General features: G+C 61.4%; 17 protein-coding genes and 1 tRNA gene. 9 read left to right on the top strand and 9 right to left on the bottom strand.

All coding sequences use genetic code 11. The features are described 5' to 3' along the window. Nucleotides 1–6: 6 nt before the first annotated feature. Both NB311A_RS00835 and NB311A_RS00840 read right to left on the bottom strand, forming a co-directional pair. Nucleotides 7–687 carry an endonuclease/exonuclease/phosphatase family protein gene (locus NB311A_RS00835; protein ID WP_009796500.1) on the bottom strand — a complete coding sequence of 227 codons (681 nt, stop codon included), beginning with the start codon at nt 685–687 and terminating at the stop codon, nt 7–9. Further along, the gene (locus NB311A_RS00840; RefSeq protein WP_009796501.1) at nt 684–2,708 is read right to left on the bottom strand and encodes a VTT domain-containing protein; all 2,025 of its coding nucleotides are present in this window, start codon (nt 2,706–2,708) and stop codon (nt 684–686) included. The genes NB311A_RS00835 and NB311A_RS00840 overlap by 4 nt, the downstream gene beginning before the upstream one ends. A 401-nt stretch (nt 2,709–3,109) precedes the next feature. Between NB311A_RS00840 and NB311A_RS00845 the strand changes: the two genes are divergently transcribed. Beyond that, nucleotides 3,110–3,703 carry a tetratricopeptide repeat protein gene (locus tag NB311A_RS00845; RefSeq protein WP_009796502.1) on the top strand — a complete coding sequence of 198 codons (594 nt, stop codon included), beginning with the start codon at nt 3,110–3,112 and terminating at the stop codon, nt 3,701–3,703. A 202-nt stretch (nt 3,704–3,905) separates the two neighbouring features. Here NB311A_RS00845 and NB311A_RS00850 read toward each other — a convergent pair whose 3' ends face one another. Next, nucleotides 3,906–4,268, bottom strand: coding sequence for a hypothetical protein (locus NB311A_RS00850; protein ID WP_009796503.1), 363 nt, complete (start codon nt 4,266–4,268; stop codon nt 3,906–3,908). Between the two features lie 336 nt (nt 4,269–4,604). Between NB311A_RS00850 and NB311A_RS00855 the strand changes: the two genes are divergently transcribed. The 4 genes from NB311A_RS00855 to lptB all read left to right on the top strand — a co-directional run bounded on the left by NB311A_RS00855 (nt 4,605) and on the right by lptB (nt 8,188). Continuing rightward, on the top strand, nt 4,605–5,225 hold the full coding sequence (locus tag NB311A_RS00855) for a ribonuclease D (protein ID WP_009796504.1): 621 nt from the start codon (nt 4,605–4,607) through the stop codon (nt 5,223–5,225). A gap of 179 nt (nt 5,226–5,404) precedes the next feature. Beyond that, on the top strand, nt 5,405–6,097 hold the full coding sequence (gene lptC / locus NB311A_RS00860) for an LPS export ABC transporter periplasmic protein LptC (protein WP_050752027.1): 693 nt from the start codon (nt 5,405–5,407) through the stop codon (nt 6,095–6,097). Beyond that, nucleotides 6,094–6,771, top strand: a complete 678-nt coding sequence (locus NB311A_RS00865; protein ID WP_009796506.1) for an LptA/OstA family protein — start codon at nt 6,094–6,096, stop codon at nt 6,769–6,771. Before lptC ends, NB311A_RS00865 begins: the two co-directional genes overlap by 4 nt. A 415-nt stretch (nt 6,772–7,186) precedes the next feature. Next, nucleotides 7,187–8,188 carry an LPS export ABC transporter ATP-binding protein gene (gene lptB, locus NB311A_RS00870; RefSeq protein ID WP_009796507.1) on the top strand — a complete coding sequence of 334 codons (1,002 nt, stop codon included), beginning with the start codon at nt 7,187–7,189 and terminating at the stop codon, nt 8,186–8,188. A gap of 54 nt (nt 8,189–8,242) precedes the next feature. Here lptB and NB311A_RS00875 read toward each other — a convergent pair whose 3' ends face one another. Continuing rightward, nucleotides 8,243–8,545, bottom strand: coding sequence for a hypothetical protein (locus NB311A_RS00875; RefSeq protein ID WP_040673718.1), 303 nt, complete (start codon nt 8,543–8,545; stop codon nt 8,243–8,245). A gap of 167 nt (nt 8,546–8,712) precedes the next feature. Between NB311A_RS00875 and NB311A_RS00880 the strand changes: the two genes are divergently transcribed. From NB311A_RS00880 to ptsN, 4 genes are all read left to right on the top strand, one after another. Further along, nucleotides 8,713–9,108: a hypothetical protein gene (locus tag NB311A_RS00880; RefSeq protein WP_009796509.1), complete on the top strand. Its 396-nt coding sequence runs from the start codon at nt 8,713–8,715 to the stop codon at nt 9,106–9,108. Nucleotides 9,109–9,301: 193 nt separating this feature from the next. Next, nucleotides 9,302–10,930: an RNA polymerase factor sigma-54 gene (gene rpoN / locus NB311A_RS00885; RefSeq protein WP_040673664.1), complete on the top strand. Its 1,629-nt coding sequence runs from the start codon at nt 9,302–9,304 to the stop codon at nt 10,928–10,930. A 56-nt stretch (nt 10,931–10,986) separates the two neighbouring features. After that, entirely contained in the window at nt 10,987–11,583 is a 597-nt protein-coding gene (gene hpf / locus NB311A_RS00890; protein ID WP_040673719.1) for a ribosome hibernation-promoting factor, HPF/YfiA family, read from the top strand. 247 nt (nt 11,584–11,830) lie between these two features. Beyond that, the gene (ptsN, locus tag NB311A_RS00895; protein ID WP_009796512.1) at nt 11,831–12,292 is read left to right on the top strand and encodes a PTS IIA-like nitrogen regulatory protein PtsN; all 462 of its coding nucleotides are present in this window, start codon (nt 11,831–11,833) and stop codon (nt 12,290–12,292) included. 340 nt (nt 12,293–12,632) lie between these two features. On the opposite strand, the gene ilvD is transcribed toward ptsN, so the two are convergent. The 5 genes from ilvD to NB311A_RS00925 form a co-directional block, all read right to left on the bottom strand. After that, complete coding sequence (gene ilvD / locus NB311A_RS00905; RefSeq protein ID WP_040673665.1) at nt 12,633–14,477, bottom strand: dihydroxy-acid dehydratase; 1,845 nt, start codon at nt 14,475–14,477, stop codon at nt 12,633–12,635. A gap of 133 nt (nt 14,478–14,610) precedes the next feature. Then, on the bottom strand, nt 14,611–14,877 hold the full coding sequence (locus NB311A_RS00910) for a DUF1150 domain-containing protein (RefSeq protein WP_009796515.1): 267 nt from the start codon (nt 14,875–14,877) through the stop codon (nt 14,611–14,613). A 98-nt stretch (nt 14,878–14,975) separates the two neighbouring features. Beyond that, nucleotides 14,976–15,401 carry an Hsp20 family protein gene (locus NB311A_RS00915; protein ID WP_009796516.1) on the bottom strand — a complete coding sequence of 142 codons (426 nt, stop codon included), beginning with the start codon at nt 15,399–15,401 and terminating at the stop codon, nt 14,976–14,978. 343 nt (nt 15,402–15,744) lie between these two features. Further along, a tRNA-Ala gene (locus tag NB311A_RS00920) sits at nt 15,745–15,820 on the bottom strand. 180 nt (nt 15,821–16,000) lie between these two features. Further along, nucleotides 16,001–16,414 carry a TIGR02300 family protein gene (locus tag NB311A_RS00925; protein WP_009796517.1) on the bottom strand — a complete coding sequence of 138 codons (414 nt, stop codon included), beginning with the start codon at nt 16,412–16,414 and terminating at the stop codon, nt 16,001–16,003. Between the last annotated feature and the right edge of the window lie 102 nt (nt 16,415–16,516).

Below are 16,516 nucleotides of genomic sequence, written 5' to 3' on the forward strand. Positions count from 1 at the left end.
GTGGGCTTACGAAAACATCACATCGGCGATGACCGGCAAATGATCCGAGCGACCGCGGGCTTCCGGATCGGTCCATGCCCTGACAATATTCCCGGTCTGCACGGTGTAAATGCGATCAAGTCGAAGCACGGGACACCATGAGGGAAAGGTGCGCATTCTGGTCCGCACGGGACATCGCTGCGCCAGGATTCGCCTGACCGATTTGACCCAGAACCAGTCGTTGAAATCGCCGAGCACGACGGTTCTGGGTGCATCGATGAGATTGACGATTGCACGCGCCTGCTCATGGCGCTCGCGGATGCTTAGCCCGAGATGGGTGGCGATAACTGCGATCTCCCCGATCGGGGACTGAATACAGGCGGAAATCGCCCTGCGCGCCTCCCGTTCCCGGTATGAAACATCCACGATGGTCGGCGCTCGGATGAACCGCCATTTACTCAGCAGAACCTGCCCATAATCGCCATCCGCGGTGACGATCGATCTGGCATCGACGTTATGCGCGCCCACGACACCTGCAAGACGCTCGAAAGGATTGTCGTTGCGTCCGCGGGAGTCGATCTCCTGCAATCCGACGATATCGGGCGACCATCTCCGAATGATCGACGCGACCGCCTCGATATCAAAGCGCGGATTGAGATTGAATGTGCCGTGTACGTTCCACGTCATCACGCGGATTGTAAGCGTCATGCGTTCCGTCCGGCGAGCCAGGTGACGACGAACTGAGCCGCCAGGCAGATCGCGATCCAGATAACAATTGTCAAGCCAAGAAGAAACACATTCCCCCAGGATGCGTTCTTCGCAAAATCGGCAATCTGTGAACCCAGCGCAGCCATGACCGCGATACCCGGCATCATGCCAAGGATCGTACCCACCAGGAAGTCTCCCAGTTTCAACTGGCTCGCGCCCGCGACAACGTTGACGATCGAGAATGGGGCGAGCGGGACCATCCGGAGAATGGCGACCGCGATGATCCCCCTCCCGACCAGCCGCTCCTGAACGCGCAACGCGCGAGGCCCGAGAAGCTTTTGCAGCCGTTTGTGGCCAAGATAACGCCCTATCATAAAGAGCAGGGAGGCGCTCAGGATGACACCCGCCACAGCGGTCATCGCGCCGGTCCAGGGCCCCAATGCCGCGGCCGTCGCTGCGATCAGAACCACGACAGGAAATATGATCAAGCCGCCGAGCACAAAGCAGGCGATAGCGATGAGCACGGCAAATGGGGAATCATCCTGACTCATGAGGGCCGATAGAAAACCGATATCGGCATAGCTGCGCAGCGGCGTGTAACGCCAGAGTGCCGCCAGGGCCACAAGCATGAGCACGAGGCCCGCCATGCCCAGAATAGTTTTTGTCGTCCACATTCTGTTCGCGGCGCCTTCAAGGTTCAAGGGTACGCGAGGATCGGCGATGGGTTGGATGAAATCGTTGATCGCGCGAAACGGAATCTGCCCGACCTCGATCGGGTGCAGCGCCTTCGCTGCTCCTGCAACTGCATAGGAATCGAGGAACTGCAGCAGACGGAGTTCATTCTCGGCAATTTCTTCTTCGGCCACGCCGCAAAAATGACCGATGAGTCGCCGGCGCAGCCTGCGAATGAAGTCGCGGTGGGCCTCGGTTGTCGCCTCGTACACAAGGTCGCATTCGCTGTCCGCGCCCATTGAGCGGTTGTTGAGATTGGCCGACCCGATCCGAACGAGATCATCATCGACAATCATCAGCTTGCTATGAACCATGATTGGCTGGCCCGCCGAGGATGGATGAAGAATCCGCAATCGTTTCCTGACGCCGGCTTTCTTGAATGGATCGAGGAAGGAGTTGGAGCCGCTCTGCATCGCCCGCGACTCAAGCCATGACGAATGTAGTTTCGGAGCGATAATCAACACTTGAAGCGATGGAACGGCTGCCATTCGTTGGGCGAGAAGCTCGGCGATCTTCGTGGCGCTGATGAACTGGTTTTCGAGGTAGACAAACGTCTTCGCGACGCTAATCAACTTTTCGAACAGGAGTTCAACTTCGTGAACATCCCCGGATGAACGGCTTGCCACCTCTGTTCTGGCGATCCCGACAGTGACATCCCGCGCACCGATCGGTACGGATTTCGGCCACCGGTCGGCGGCGGCAGAATCGATCTTCTCAAAGATGCAACCCGCCGCTTGCCAGCGCCGCATCGCAAGCTCACCGAGAGCCGCCGCCGCATCGCCGTCGACAATGCACTGGACATCATGGAAGGGCGGATAAGGTTTTCCTTGCGGATCTTTTCGAAGTGGATGCTCGCGAAGATGGTCGCTGGTGTCCCAGCGCCGGATCGTCAGGTCGAGTCCTCCGACAAAAGCCAGCGAGTTGTCGACGACGACAAATTTCTGGTGCTGCGCCGAGCCAAGCGGAAGACACGAATCCCAGCAGAAACGAATTCTGTCGTCGGCCGCATCGGCGAACTTGGCAGCAGAATTGGCTTCGCGCTCGGCGGCGTACAGCGCCGCAAAGTCCCAAATGAGAATGTCGATTTTCAGTTTGGGCTTGAGCTTTAATAGCGCCTTGAGAAAAGGAGCAAGCAAAAGGGGCAAGTCGTCGTCGACGACCCCCGAGGGTCCGACCAGCGGGGTTTCGCTGTGAATATCCCACCCAACGATCTGTATCTGTGTTTCGGCCTGTAGAAGGGAGTCCCGCAACGCCGCAAAGTACTCGGCGGCGTCATTGAGAACCGCCATTCGTGGCGCCCGGGATTTGAACCACACGGTCGCTCCCGGAACGAGAATCGATGGATCCTTAAGCAGGTCGAATCTCCAAAGGACGCTACGCGCCAGAACCGATTGGTGAGTCAAACGATGCTTGACCCGCCGGGTTCCACATACTCAGCGCTAAGTTGCGCGCTTGCGGGATTTCGGCTCCTCCCAACTCAAAACAGCCCTGCCCTGGCGGCCCGCCCTGGGTGAAAAAGACGTTGGGCAATGGTGGTCATCCCGGTGTCGCCGAATTCGCGGCAAGAATCGCGACAAGAGTGAAAAGGCGCTGGGCCCCCGAAGCCCCCCCTGCCAAAGAGTACGAATTAGTGGCATAGGGTCTCCGGCTTTCTTGCTAAACTCACACGTGCGTCAGGAGTGCACCGTTCATGGCCGTGTCCGATATCATGCTGGCGGCGAGGCTAAACGATCAGGCCGAACTCTTCAAAGAAGAGGGACGTTATGACGAGGCCGAGCCGCTCTACAAGCAGGCGCTGGCGATCTTCGCGAAGGCGCGCGGGCCCGATCACCCCTCTGTCGCGCTGGCGCTGAACGATCTCGCCGAGCTCTACAGCGCCCAGGCTCGCTACCCCGAGGCCGAGCCGCTCTACAGGCGGGCGCTGGCCATCTGGAAGAAAGCCGTCGGGCCTGACCACCCCGAGATCGTGCAATCGCTCAACAGCCTGGCCAAGCTGTACAGCGTCCAGGGCCGCTATGCCGACGCCGAACCGCTCTACAAGCGAGCAATCATGGTGTTCGAGAAGTCGCTCGGCCCTAGCCATCCCTCGGTCGCGTCGGCGCTGGACAATCTGGCTTCGATCTACAAAGCGGAAGCGCGCTACGCCGATGCCGAATCGCTCTACAAGCGCGCGCTGGCGATCCGGGAGAAAGCGCTCGGCCCCGATAACCCCGATGTCGCGCGATCACGAGCCTATCTGGCCGACCTAGCGAGCACCCAGAAGGAGAGTTCCGGCGGTTCTTAGTTAGAACGTCTCGAGCGAAGTAAACCCCGGTTCGCGCAAGGAAAACGCGTCAAATCAAAAAGCCGGGGTCTTTTCAGCGTTTCCCTGAAGGGCGACAGACTCTAGAATCTGTTTCAACTGCGTTGAATCAAACTCGTCGGCTTATCTTTTTGTTTGAGCATGATCTTTTCCGAAACCGGTTTACACTTTCGGGATCATGCTTCTAGAGCCGCGTTTCTGCCGCCGTACTGGATGAGGGATGAGATGTCAGACTTGAGGCGTCGGACGGTGGGTTCTGCTTCTTCCGCAATTCCCACAGGACGATCAAGACCGGCGATAGAAAAACGAGCAGAAGCCCGAAGACCACGATTCCCAGAAGAATCGCCTTCACCGCCGACCAGACGGCCAGAAGGAGGTGCATCAATATCTTCAGGACGAGCACCACCTCGCCGTACACCATCGAGAAGTATCCGAGGGCGTACATCACCATGCCCGCCAGGATCGACAGGGCCAGCGCCGGCAACAACAGCGCCAGCAACCGGAAGTTGAGTAGAGAAAGCATCTGCTTCTTGACGTCCGCCTGCATCGCTGCTTTCGCCTCCGGCTAATCCATCACCTGAATCGTATCGCTGAGGGGCTCGCCTTGCAAGGATCAGGACGGCTTGAGATTCATGCTAGGAACTCAGCGAATCGGTAAGTCTCACGCGCTCCCTTAATCCCACCAAATGGTAAATATTCCTGCTATCGGACCGGAACAGCGTTGCGTTTCTTGCGTCCCTTCGCCCTGTCCAGTTGCATGTCGGGCGCGGACCGGGCGGTCAGCTGGCGAATGTGCATGCGCCCTCGTTTGTTAGCCGTTTCAACGATATTTTAGCGCGCCAATCGATTCGACGAGACCCGACATCATGAAGGCCAGGACATCATGACCATCCGCCTGCATCGCGGCGACCTGCCGGACCAGGATCTTGCGCGCTACACCGGTTCGGCGGCGATCGATACCGAGACCATGGGGCTCAAGCCGCACCGCGACCGCTTGTGCGTGGTGCAGATGTCGCCGGGCGACGGTTCGGCCGACGTGATCCAGATCGCGCGCGGGCAGCATGACGCGCCGAACCTGAAGAAGCTGCTCGGCGATCCGGCCATCGTCAAGATCTTCCACTTCGCACGTTTCGACCTCGCCGCGCTGCACAACGCATTCGGCGTGATGCCCCGGCCGGTCTATTGCACCAAGATCGCTTCGCGACTGACCCGCACCTATACCGACCGGCACGGCCTGAAGGACCTGGTGCGCGAGGCTCTCAGCATCGACCTGTCGAAGCAGCAGCAATCGAGCGATTGGGGATCGCTTGCGCTGAGCGACGCACAGCTCGCTTACGCCGCCTCTGACGTGCTGCATCTGCACGCTTTGCGCGACAAGCTCGACGCCATGCTGGCGCGCGAGGATCGCACCGGGTTGGCGCAAGCGTGTTTCGAGTTCCTGCCGGCGCGAGCGATGCTCGATCTGTCCGGCTGGGACGCAGAGGACATCTTCGCGCATTCGTGAGCCGCGCCCGATGATCGCCGTGACGCAGTCGGCCTTACAGCTTTCGCCCCTTTTCGGTCACACTCATCGTCCTCGGTGGCACGCCTTCGGCGGTTAAAAGCGGCAAGTGCAGCACGGTGTCCGGCTGCGAAGCCCCCCGTTTCGAGGTAGGATAACCAGGACAGACGCCTGGAGCAGCGGTGTATTCAGTTCACAATCCTATCTATCAAGCGGGAATGCAGGCCGGGCTGGAAGCCAGGTTCGCCCGCGCCGCCCGCCACAGCCGCATGGTCCGGGTACTACGGATCGCGGTGCCCGGGGCGGTCGGGCTGGCGATGGCCGCGCTAATCGGGATCGCGACCTTCAATCCGTTCCACGCGCTGGCGAACCTGCCGCTCGACATGGATAATCTCGTCGTCTCCGGCACCAAGATCACCATGGAATCGCCGCGCCTTGCCGGCTTCACGCCGGACAAGCGGCCCTACGAGATGCAGGCCACGACGGCGACGCAGGACGTCACCGATCCCGATCGCGTCGAACTGCATACCTTGCGAGCCAAGGTGCTTATGGAGGACGATTCCACGGTGACGCTGAATTCCCATACGGGGATGTTCAATACGAAAACGCAGATTCTCGACCTGCAAAAGGATATCTTCATGCGGTCTTCGACCGGATATGAGGCGCGGTTGACCCATGCGATGGTCGATATGGGCCGGGGCACGGTCACCTCTGACCAGCCCGTCGATGTCAAATTGCTGAACGGAACGCTGACCGCCGACACCATGCAGGTCACCGAAAAGGGCGACGTGGTGCGATTCGAGAACAATGTCGTCATGCATCTGGTGATGGACCGCCCTCCTGCAACTGACGGCGCGGGCGGCGATACCAAATGAATTCAATGGTGCAGTGTGTTCGCGGCTTGCCGCCGCCGCCCCGCTTGACCCTCCTGCTGCGGGCGGGATTGATCACCGCCGCCGTGATGGCGGCCGGAGAAGCGGCCGGGCAAAGCACCGTGCAGGGCGTACCCAACGCTATGCAGGGCTTTTCGCAGAATCGCGATCAGCCGATCCAGATCGAGGCCGCCGCGCTGGAGATGCGCGACAAGAAAAAGGAGGCGACCTTCTCCGGCAACGTCAAGGTGGTGCAGGGCGACACCACGATGACGTCAAAGACGCTCGTGGTCTATTATCAGAGCAGCGCCACGGCCAAGGGCGGCGCGCCGGCGAAGCTAAAACCTGCGGCGGCGCCGGCGCCGGCTGGCGCGTCCTCGATCAAGCGGCTGGAGGCCAGGGGCAACGTGGTTGTGACCCAGAAGGATCAGGTCGTCACAGGCGATACCGCCGTGTTCGATACCACGACCAATCTGATCACGATGAGGGGTAAAGTCGTGTTGAGCCAATGCAAGAATGTGTTGCGGGGGGACCGCCTTCTGGTCGATATGACCACAGGGGTCTCGCGCGTGGAATCCAATAGCGGCAGGGTCCAGGGTCTCTTCATTCAGAAAGACGAAAGCTGCGCTTCTTCCGGGCCGGCCATGCCGCCCCTTGCCCCCAAAAAAACCAAGTAACACCATGATGTTCGGCCGGCGAGCCGATCTCGGAGGTTGAAGCGGCGCATAACGCTCTGTATCTGGGTGGAGTGAATTCCGCAAAGTGGGGTACGGCATCAGAATACGCGCACGTTATTGATTGAGAGCATTTTCTTCGCGGGACCCGGATTCCACTTGGCCGGAAAATGCGCGAGCGGTCTATCTTCGAGAGCGGTCCTTCGATCCTGACATTCGCAAGAAGGTTCGTCGAAACGGGATGCGAATGCTAGAATCCGATCACAAGGCACGGCCGGTCACCTCCCGTCAAAGGTTTTGTCGGCACAATTTTCCGCCTCTCGCTGGGCAAGGTCGAGCCGCTCCGCCATGGTGACCCGACGAATCAGACCGGCTGGGGAACGCAGGCGAGCAACCGTGAGAGGCTGAGCAGGCGCCCATGGTGGATATCTTCAATGTATTCCGCAAACGGCCGCAAAAACGCGCCTCGCAAGCGTTTGCACGGACCCGGACGGACATCACGGCACTCGGCGATACCATCGGCGACATGCTGACCAGCCCGGTGCGCGAGGTTCCCCCTATCGCTCACAGGACGCGTCCCAGTGCTCCGCCGGCCCCGCCGGTTTCGCAATCCCGGATTCCTCCGCCCCCTAGGCGGGAAGCTCCCCGGCCGCGTGACGCCTCCAACGGGACTGCCGCGCCGCGGATGGCCGCGCGCCCCAGCTACCTTGCGGTACACGGGGTGGAAAAAAGTTTCGGTTCCCGTCAGGTCGTGCGGGGCGTCAGCATCTATGTCCGGCGGGGCGAGGCGGTCGGTCTGTTGGGTCCGAACGGCGCAGGCAAGACCACCGTATTCTACATGATCACCGGCCTGATCCCCGCGGATCGCGGCGCCATCGAACTCGATGGTCACGACGTGACCAGGCTGCCGATGTACCAGCGGGCGCGGCTCGGCATCGGCTATCTGCCGCAGGAAGCCTCGATCTTCCGCGGCCTCAGTGTCGAGCAGAACATTCGTGCCGTGCTTGAGGTCGTCGAGCCAAACAAGAAAAAACGCGAAGCCGAACTCGATGCATTGCTCGAGGAATTCAACATCACGCGCCTGCGCAAATCGCCATCTATCGCGCTGTCCGGCGGCGAGCGGCGGCGCGTGGAAATCGCGCGCGCGCTGGCGACGCGCCCGAACTACATGCTGCTGGATGAACCCTTCGCCGGCATCGACCCGATCGCGGTCGGTGATATTCAGGATCTCGTGCGCCATCTGACCAATCGCGGCATCGGCGTGCTCATCACCGACCACAACGTCCGCGAAACGCTCGGCCTGACCGACCGCGCCTACATCGTCTATGCGGGCGAAATCCTGACCGAGGGCAGCCCGGAGACCATCGTCAACGACCCCGACGTGCGGCGCCTGTATCTGGGCGAGGAGTTCCGGCTATAGAGCAGCCGAGCTTTCCCGGCTTGATCCCTGCTGCGCGACGCGCGATTCGAACCTTCACCAGAAACCGTCATCGATATCGACCTCAGCTGCCGGACCGTCGTCAAAGTTGCGATGGAAGCCGGTGCGCGGCACGCCATAGCGGGGCCGATAGTCGGAGCGCTCATACTCATAGACTTCATCGTCACCCTCGTCGTCCTGCCAGCGCTCGACGAAACGCTGCCCCTGGGCGCGATAGCAAGTCCCGTCCTCATGACAAACCATCTGCGGGGCCTCGTCCGTGTAGGAGAGGTCCGCGGCGGACGAGGGGAGCGCGAAAAGCAAACCGGCAGCGCAACAAATAAGGCTGGTCTTGAACATGTGGAGTGTCCTCCTGCGCTTTGCGCCGGGCGAGCCGACCAAAGCTTGCCGAAGCTGAACCGCGGCAGTGGCCAAATTGGGAGGTTCGGCAGGCGTATCGGCGGCGGGACGACCCCGGTCTCGCCGCATTCGTCAGTCTTTCTCGCCGACGAAACGGGGAGCATCAAATGAAGACGGTCCTTGCTATGGTGGCGGCGCTGGTGCTGCTCTCGTCGGGGGCGCTGGCGCAGGAACGTGCCGGCAGCGCCGCGCTCGGCGCGCTGTCCGGTGCGGTGGTGCTCGGTCCGGTCGGGGCGCTCGCGGGCGCGGTGGTCGGCTATACGGCTGGGCCGTCGATCGCGCATTCATGGGGGTTGCGCCATTCCTCGAACAGGTCGCGCCGGCGATCCTCCAAACGAAGGCATCGCGGGCAGACAACCGTGAGCGATAGCCGCCCCGCTCCTGATGCACCGCAGACGGCGCCGGCCAGCCGGAACGCACAACCGGCAGCGGCGAAGGCCGCCGAACCGCGCGCAATCCCTACAAAGCTGACGCTGCCTCCGGTGCAAGCCTTGGATTACTAGAGACTTTCCGCTTCTGATTGAATCAGAATCGGTGCTCCGTCCTCCCTCGGGTTCAAGCCCGAGGACATGCTTTGCTCAAAGGACTATAAGAGACCTCGCCGAAAGTCGGATTAAGGTCGGATTATCGTCGTAAAGTTGTACATCGGGCCGAAAAAAGCTAAGCAAGAATCGGACCATCTGGACCGCTCTTGGCATGGCACTAACGCAGAAACTCGAATTTCGACAGTCCCAGTCGCTGGTGATGACGCCGCAACTCATGCAGGCGATCAAGCTCCTGCAACTGTCGAATCTGGACCTTTCGGCGTTTGTCGAGGAGGAACTGGAGCGGAATCCGCTGCTGGAGCGCGCTGGCGAGGACGCCGACCCGCCGGCCGCCGAAGGGGCGGCCGCAAGGGACGCCGATTCAGAAGGCGACGAAGCGTCGGCGTTCGGGGATCGCGGCGCAAGCGAGCGCACCGTTAGCCAGGACTCAGAACCTGCCCCCGACGAATGGATGAACCGTGATCTCGGCAGCCGCGCCGAGATCGAGCAGACCTTCGACAGCGGCCTGGAGAACGTCTTTCCGGAAGAACCGGCCGAGGCCGCGGCGCGGACCGCACAGGATGCCGCGCCGGTCGCGTTCACCGAATGGGGGGGCGGCGCTTCGAGCGACGATAGCTACAATCTCGAAGCCTTCGTCGCGGCGGAGATAACGCTCGGCGAACATCTCGCCGAACAGCTTGCGGTGGCCGTCACGGCGCCGGCGCAACGCATGATCGGACGGTATCTGATCGATCTCGTCGACGAGGCTGGTTACCTGCCGGCCGACCTCGGCGATGCCGGCGACAAGCTCGGCGCCGGCGATAGCGATTTGGCGGCCGCTGTCACGGTGTTGCAGACTTTCGATCCGCCAGGCATCTGCGCCCGCAGTTTAAGCGAATGCCTTGCGATTCAGCTGCGCGACAAGAACCGCTACGACCCGGCGATGCAGGCGCTGGTCGAGCATCTCGAACTGCTGGCGAGGCGCGACTTCGCAGCCTTGCGCAGGATCTGCGGCGTCGACGATGAAGACCTCGCCGAGATGATCGGCGAAATCCGTCATCTCGATCCCAAGCCAGGCTTGAGGTTCGGCGCCGCACGCACGCAGACGGTGGCGCCGGACATATACGTGCGGCCCGGGCCGGACGGCGGCTGGCTTGTGGAACTCAACAGCGATACGCTTCCGCGTGTGCTGGTCAACCACACCTACTATGCCGAATTGTCGAAGACGATCCGCAAGGACGGCGACAAAACCTATTTCACGGACTGCCTGCAAAACGCGACCTGGCTGGTCCGCGCGCTCGATCAGCGCGCTCGTACCATTCTCAAGGTGGCGACCGAGATCGTGCGGCAGCAGGATGGTTTTTTCGCACACGGTATTGCACATCTGAGACCGCTCAATCTCAAGACCGTGGCAGATGCGATCCAGATGCACGAGTCCACCGTCTCTCGCGTTACCGCCAACAAATACATGGCGACAAATCGCGGCATCTTCGAGTTAAAGTATTTCTTCACGGCTTCGATCGCCGCGGCCGACGGCGGTTCCGCCCATTCGGCGGAGTCGGTCCGCCACCACATCAGGCAACTGGTCGATGCGGAAGATCCATCGGCAGTTCTGTCCGATGACACCATCGTGGAACGGCTGCGCGAAGCCGGAATAGATATCGCCCGGCGCACCGTCGCGAAGTATCGTGAAGCGCTGCGCATTCCTTCCTCGGTGCAACGCCGCCGCGAAAAGCAGAACCTGCTCGGGAGCGCGCGCACGGCGCCGCCGAACCGCTCGCGCGACGCTGCACCGGCTTGATTGCGCACCCGCAACGCCCGATAATCTTTTCCCACTCATGATCGATGAGGCTTGTCATGACACTTCGAATCTCGGGCAAGAGCATCAATGTCGGCGACGCACTGCGCGGACGGCTCAACAGTCGCACCGACGAAGTTCTCCGAAAGTATTTTGACGGAAAGTATTCGGGCCACATCACGCTGAGCAAGGACGGTTTTGGATTCCGCACCGACTGCGCGCTGCATCTGGATTCCGGAGTAACGCTCGAAGCCGAATCCAATGCCGCGGATGCCTATGCAAGCGCCGATCAGGCGCTGTTGCAGATCGAAAAACGTTTGCGCCGCTACAAGAGCCGCCTCAAGGATCGCTCGGCGCGCAAGGCGCACGCCGCCGCGGAAGCGATCGCCGAACTCGACGCGCCGAGCTACGTGATCGAAGCGCCAGCTGTGGACGGCGAGGACGAGGTCACCGCATTCAATCCGGTGATCATCGCAGAAACCATCACCTCCCTGAGGCGGCTTTCTGTCAGCGAAGCGGTGATGGAACTCGATTTCACCGGCGCGCCGGTGCTGGTGTTCCAGCACGGCTCCAGCGGGCGCGTAAACATGATCTACCGCAGACCTGATGGCAATGTGGGATGGATCGACCCGCCGTCCGTCAACGGTTCGGCCTGACTTGCTGGCATTGACGCTTGGAACGGCGGTCCATATGGTCTGCGGCCTTCGCAATCGGTCTACACCGGCCCCGACAAAAGTTCGGGAATTGGCATCGGGCTCGCGTTAGACTATAAGGCCGGTCATCCTGGCCGGAGGGCCGCGAACCGCTTACCGTGTGCGTTCGCCCGTATGTGGGCTCACGTTTGTGCTGCTTGTCTGACGTGTCTTTCGCAACCTGACGGCAAACCTCACCTCGGAACGTCATATGATGATTACCGACCTGGTCGCACCCGAGGCGATCATTCCTGCATTGAAGGTCAACAGCAAGAAGCAAGCGCTGCAGGAGCTGGCCGCGCGTGCCGCTGAATTGACGGAACAAAACGACCGCGCGATTTTCGAGGTGCTGTTGCGGCGCGAGAAACTCGGAACCACGGCTGTCGGTTACGGTGTCGCGATCCCGCATGGCAAGCTGCAGAAACTCGACAAGATATTCGGTCTTTTCGCGCGACTGGACCGTCCGATCGATTTCGAAGCGATGGATGGACAACCGGTGGATCTGATCTTTTTGCTGCTCGCCCCCGAGGGCGCGGGCGCGGATCATCTGAAAGCACTGGCGCGAATCGCACGCCTGCTGCGCGATCAGGACATTGCCAACAAGCTGCGCGCCTCGCGCGATGCGCAGGCGATCTATTCCGTCCTGGCGCTGCCGCCGGCGACGGTCCCCTGAACCGCGGCGAATCGTCCTGGCGTAAGCGGGATGAACGAAAAAGCGGATAGCAGTTTGCAAGCCGCATCTTCGCTCCAGCCATTGAAATAGATCCCCTTCATGATTCGGGATCCCGAAGGCGGCGCCGATTTTGAGCGATTCTTATGTTGATGGAGCAGATGATCGAAGCATTGCGAGCTGACAGAAAGCCGCAATGCTGATCGAAAACGCCGTACCGGCCCACGCCAATCGTCGATGATGCGGCGGTTCCGAGCATGGTCCGTGCGCCGGTTGCTCATCCCTCCTCGCGTCAAGCCCGAGGACATGCTTCACGCGAAAACGCTCTCGCAACGGGATGCGCTCAGTCCTTCACCACGCGCACGGCGCCGAGCGCGGCGCTGGTGGTGTGCGCAGCATAGGCTTTCAGCGCCATGGTAATGCGGCGCGTCCGCGGAGCGGCCGGCTTCCACGCCTTGTCGCCTTTCGCCTCCATCGCCGCGCGACGTCGCTCGATTTCGGCATCGCTGACATCGAGATGCACCTTGCGATTCGGAATATCGAACGTGATGATGTCGCCTTCCTCGACGAGACCGATCGCGCCACCCTCCGCTGCTTCCGGCGAGACGTGGCCGATCGACAGACCCGACGAGCCGCCGGAGAAGCGGCCGTCGGTAATCAGCGCGCACTGCTTGCCCAACCCCTTCGATTTCAGATAGCTGGTCGGATACAGCATCTCCTGCATACCCGGGCCGCCGCGCGGTCCCTCATAGCGAATCAGCACCACATCGCCCGGCTTGATCCGGTTGCCGAGGATGGCGTCCACCGCAGCATCCTGGCTTTCGAACACCCGCGCGGAGCCCGAGAAGGTCAGGATGCTGTCGTCGACACCGGCCGTCTTCACGATGCAGCCGTCGCGCGCGATGTTGCCGTAAAGCACGGCGAGACCGCCGTCCTTCGAGAAGGCGTGTTCGGCGTCGCGGATGCAGCCTTTGGCGCGGTCAGCGTCGAGCTCCTCGAAGCGCTTGTCCTGGCTGAATGCGAGTTCGGTGCGCACGCCGCCCGGCGCAGCCATGTAGAAGGTGCGCACGCTCTCGCTTTTCGTCCGCTTGATGTCCCAGCGTTCCAGCGCATCCTTCAGGGACGCGCTGTGAACCGTCGGCAGGCTGGCGTCGATCAGGCCGGCGCGATCGAGTTCGCCGAGAATGCCCATGATGCCGCCGGCGCGATGCACGTCTTCCAGATGCACGTCCGGCACGGAAGGCGCGACCTTGCACAGCACCGGCACGCGGCGCGAGAGCCGGTCGATATCCGCCATCGTGAACGGCACCTCGCCTTCGTAAGCCGCGGCGAGCAGGTGCAGCACGGTGTTGGTGGAGCCGCCCATTGAGATGTCGAGCGTCATCGCGTTCTCGAACGCCTTGAAGCTCGCAACCGAACGCGGCAGCACACGCTCGTCGTCCTGCTCGTAGTAGCGCCGCGCCATGTCGACGATGAGATGTCCGGCCTCGACGAACAGGCTCTTGCGGTCGGCGTGGGTGGCGAGCACCGAGCCGTTGCCGGGCAAGGCAAGGCCGAGCGCCTCGGTCAGGCAGTTCATCGAATTGGCGGTGAACATGCCAGAGCACGAGCCGCAGGTCGGACATGCCGAACGTTCGATCACCTCCACATCGGCATCGCTCACGCTGTCATCGGCGGCGGCGATCATGGCATCGATCAGGTCCACGGACTTGACCTTGCCGTTGAGCGTGACCTTGCCCGATTCCATCGGACCTCCGGAGACGAACACCGATGGAATGTTGAGGCGCAGCGACGCCATCAGCATGCCGGGCGTGATTTTGTCGCAGTTGGAGATGCAGACCATGGCGTCGGCGCAATGCGCGTTGACCATGTATTCGACGCTGTCGGCGATGACCTCGCGCGAGGGCAGGCTGTAGAGCATGCCGTCATGGCCCATCGCGATTCCGTCATCCACCGCGATCGTGTTGAATTCCTTGGCGACACCGCCGGCCTTCTCGATCTCCCGCGCCACGAGCTGGCCCAGATCCTTGAGATGAACGTGGCCGGGCACAAACTGGGTGAAGGAGTTCACCACCGCAATGATCGGCTTGCCGAAGTCCTCGTTCTTCATGCCGGTGGCGCGCCACAGGCCGCGGGCGCCGGCCATGTTGCGGCCGTGGGTGGAAGTGCGGGAGCGATAGGCGGGCATGAGGTTTTTCCCGAAGGTTCAGTGGTTTGGCGGGACCATACAGCCCCGCCGCCGACGGCCGCAAACAGAAAAGCGGCAGCGCTGGATGCGCCGCCGCTTCCTGCTAAACTGATGTCGCGCGCGGCGGCGTGCCTCAATGCACGCTGACGGCCTGCAACTCGTTGCTCCAGGCGCTCGCGACCGCGGCTTCGCGCGAATCGGTGAGCATGATGGGCGTGCCGTCGGCGGCATGCAGTGCAAACAGCATGAGACCGGGCGCGATTTTCGGAGCCTGCGGAAACAAATCCGGCACGTCCTCTGAACGAACCTGCTTCACATAGGCAATGTGGCCTTCACCGAGCTGCGCCAGCGCCTCGGTCGAGACGCTTTCAGGTCGGAACGTGGAAATCACTTCACTCATGGTCTCGACTCCTTTTTACAGACTAAGCGGTCGAGTCCGCTACTCGTTGCACCCGAAAGCTTTCTTGCCGGCTTACCGGCCGTTTTTCGGGTCGTGCATTATTCGTGTTCATTGATCGCGATTGTCTTAACGACCCTTTCAGGTTCCGGCCTGGCCAGATCAATAGACAATAGCCCGTTTTTCAGGTCCGCGCCCAGCACCAACATCCCTTCCGCCAGCACGAAGGTACGCTGGAAGTGGCGCGCGGCAATGCCGCGATGGATATACTGCCGGGCTTTATCCTCCTGCTGCCGGCCTCGGATCACAAGCTGATTTTCCTCAATGGTCACATCGAGTTGGTCGCGGGTAAACCCAGCCACCGCCAACGTGATCCGCAGGCGTTCGGGCTCTCCGCTGTCACGGTCGCACCGCTCGATGTTGTAGGGAGGATAGCCGTCGGCGCCTTTGACGACGCGGTCGAGCGCTCGCTCGATCTCGTCGAAGCCCAGAAGGAACGGACTGGATAACGAAGGAACACGAGACATTACAAAGTCCTCTCGAAGCGACTTTGACTCGCGCGGCCCACAAAATGTTTCCTGGTTAGGCATCCGGTCGCGCGCCGGAGCTGATGGCGCGTGTTCCATTGGCCGAACCGCCGCATTTTGGCGGATCGCGCAGGGGCCCTTGCGGCACCCCGTCGGCCGTCTGGTGATCCCGGACGGTTAGATCAAATATGGCATGATCTGCACGCCATTCAAGATGTGCGGCATACCCTTCGACGCTTTGAAATCAGTTCAGGATCGCGTCATTTTGCGATCGCAGCGCCGGCACGGATGCAGCTTGTCCGGCATCCGGCAACCATCGCCCGTACTGGATGACGGCGGCAGATGGTGGAGCCAGGCGGGATCGAACCGCCGACCTCTTGCATGCCATGCAAGCGCTCTCCCAGCTGAGCTATGGCCCCAGGATCACGATAATTCCGGATCGGTTCGATCCAGAATCATCATGATCGATTCCAATATTCCAGAGCGGGATGCGGGCGGAAAACCGCACCGCACTTTTCCTCATCCCGCTCTTGACCGGTCCGCGCCCAATCGGGGCGGCGCGATCTGCAAAGACCCTGAACCACAGTTCAGGGCCGATCTCAAGTCTCCTCGTCATCTCCCACGTCACCGATGATATCGGTGACGTCCTCGTCGCCCTCTTCCTCGTCGGCGATGAAGGTGGAGTCATCATCCTCGTCGTCATCGAGGCTGTCGTCGATCTCGATATCATCCTCCGACTCCGGGACGACGGCCTTCTTGACCTTTCCGGTGTTCTCCTCGGCGTCGGCTTCCTCCAGCGAAACCATTTCCTCGGCCTCGGCGGGCTCCGGCGTCGCATCGGCCCCTGACGCTGCGGCGGCGCGGGCGGCCTCGCCGCGGCCCCGCACCGGCGCCACCACGATTGGCACGACCTCGCCGGTATAGGGCGAGATCACCGGATTCTTGTTCAGATCGTAGAACTTCTTGCCAGTCGTCGGGCAAATGCGCTTGGTTCCGAGCTCGGATTTGGCCACGTGTGGAATCCCGGGAGTTCTTGGAAAAACGGTGCTTCACTTGGCTAGTTGCGGCGGCCCTGTCAATAGCGCTTTGCAGACCGGCTCGCGAGGCGTGACGCG

Origin of the sequence: Nitrobacter sp. Nb-311A (assembly GCF_000152905.1) — a bacterium.
GTDB lineage: Bacteria > Pseudomonadota > Alphaproteobacteria > Rhizobiales > Xanthobacteraceae > Nitrobacter.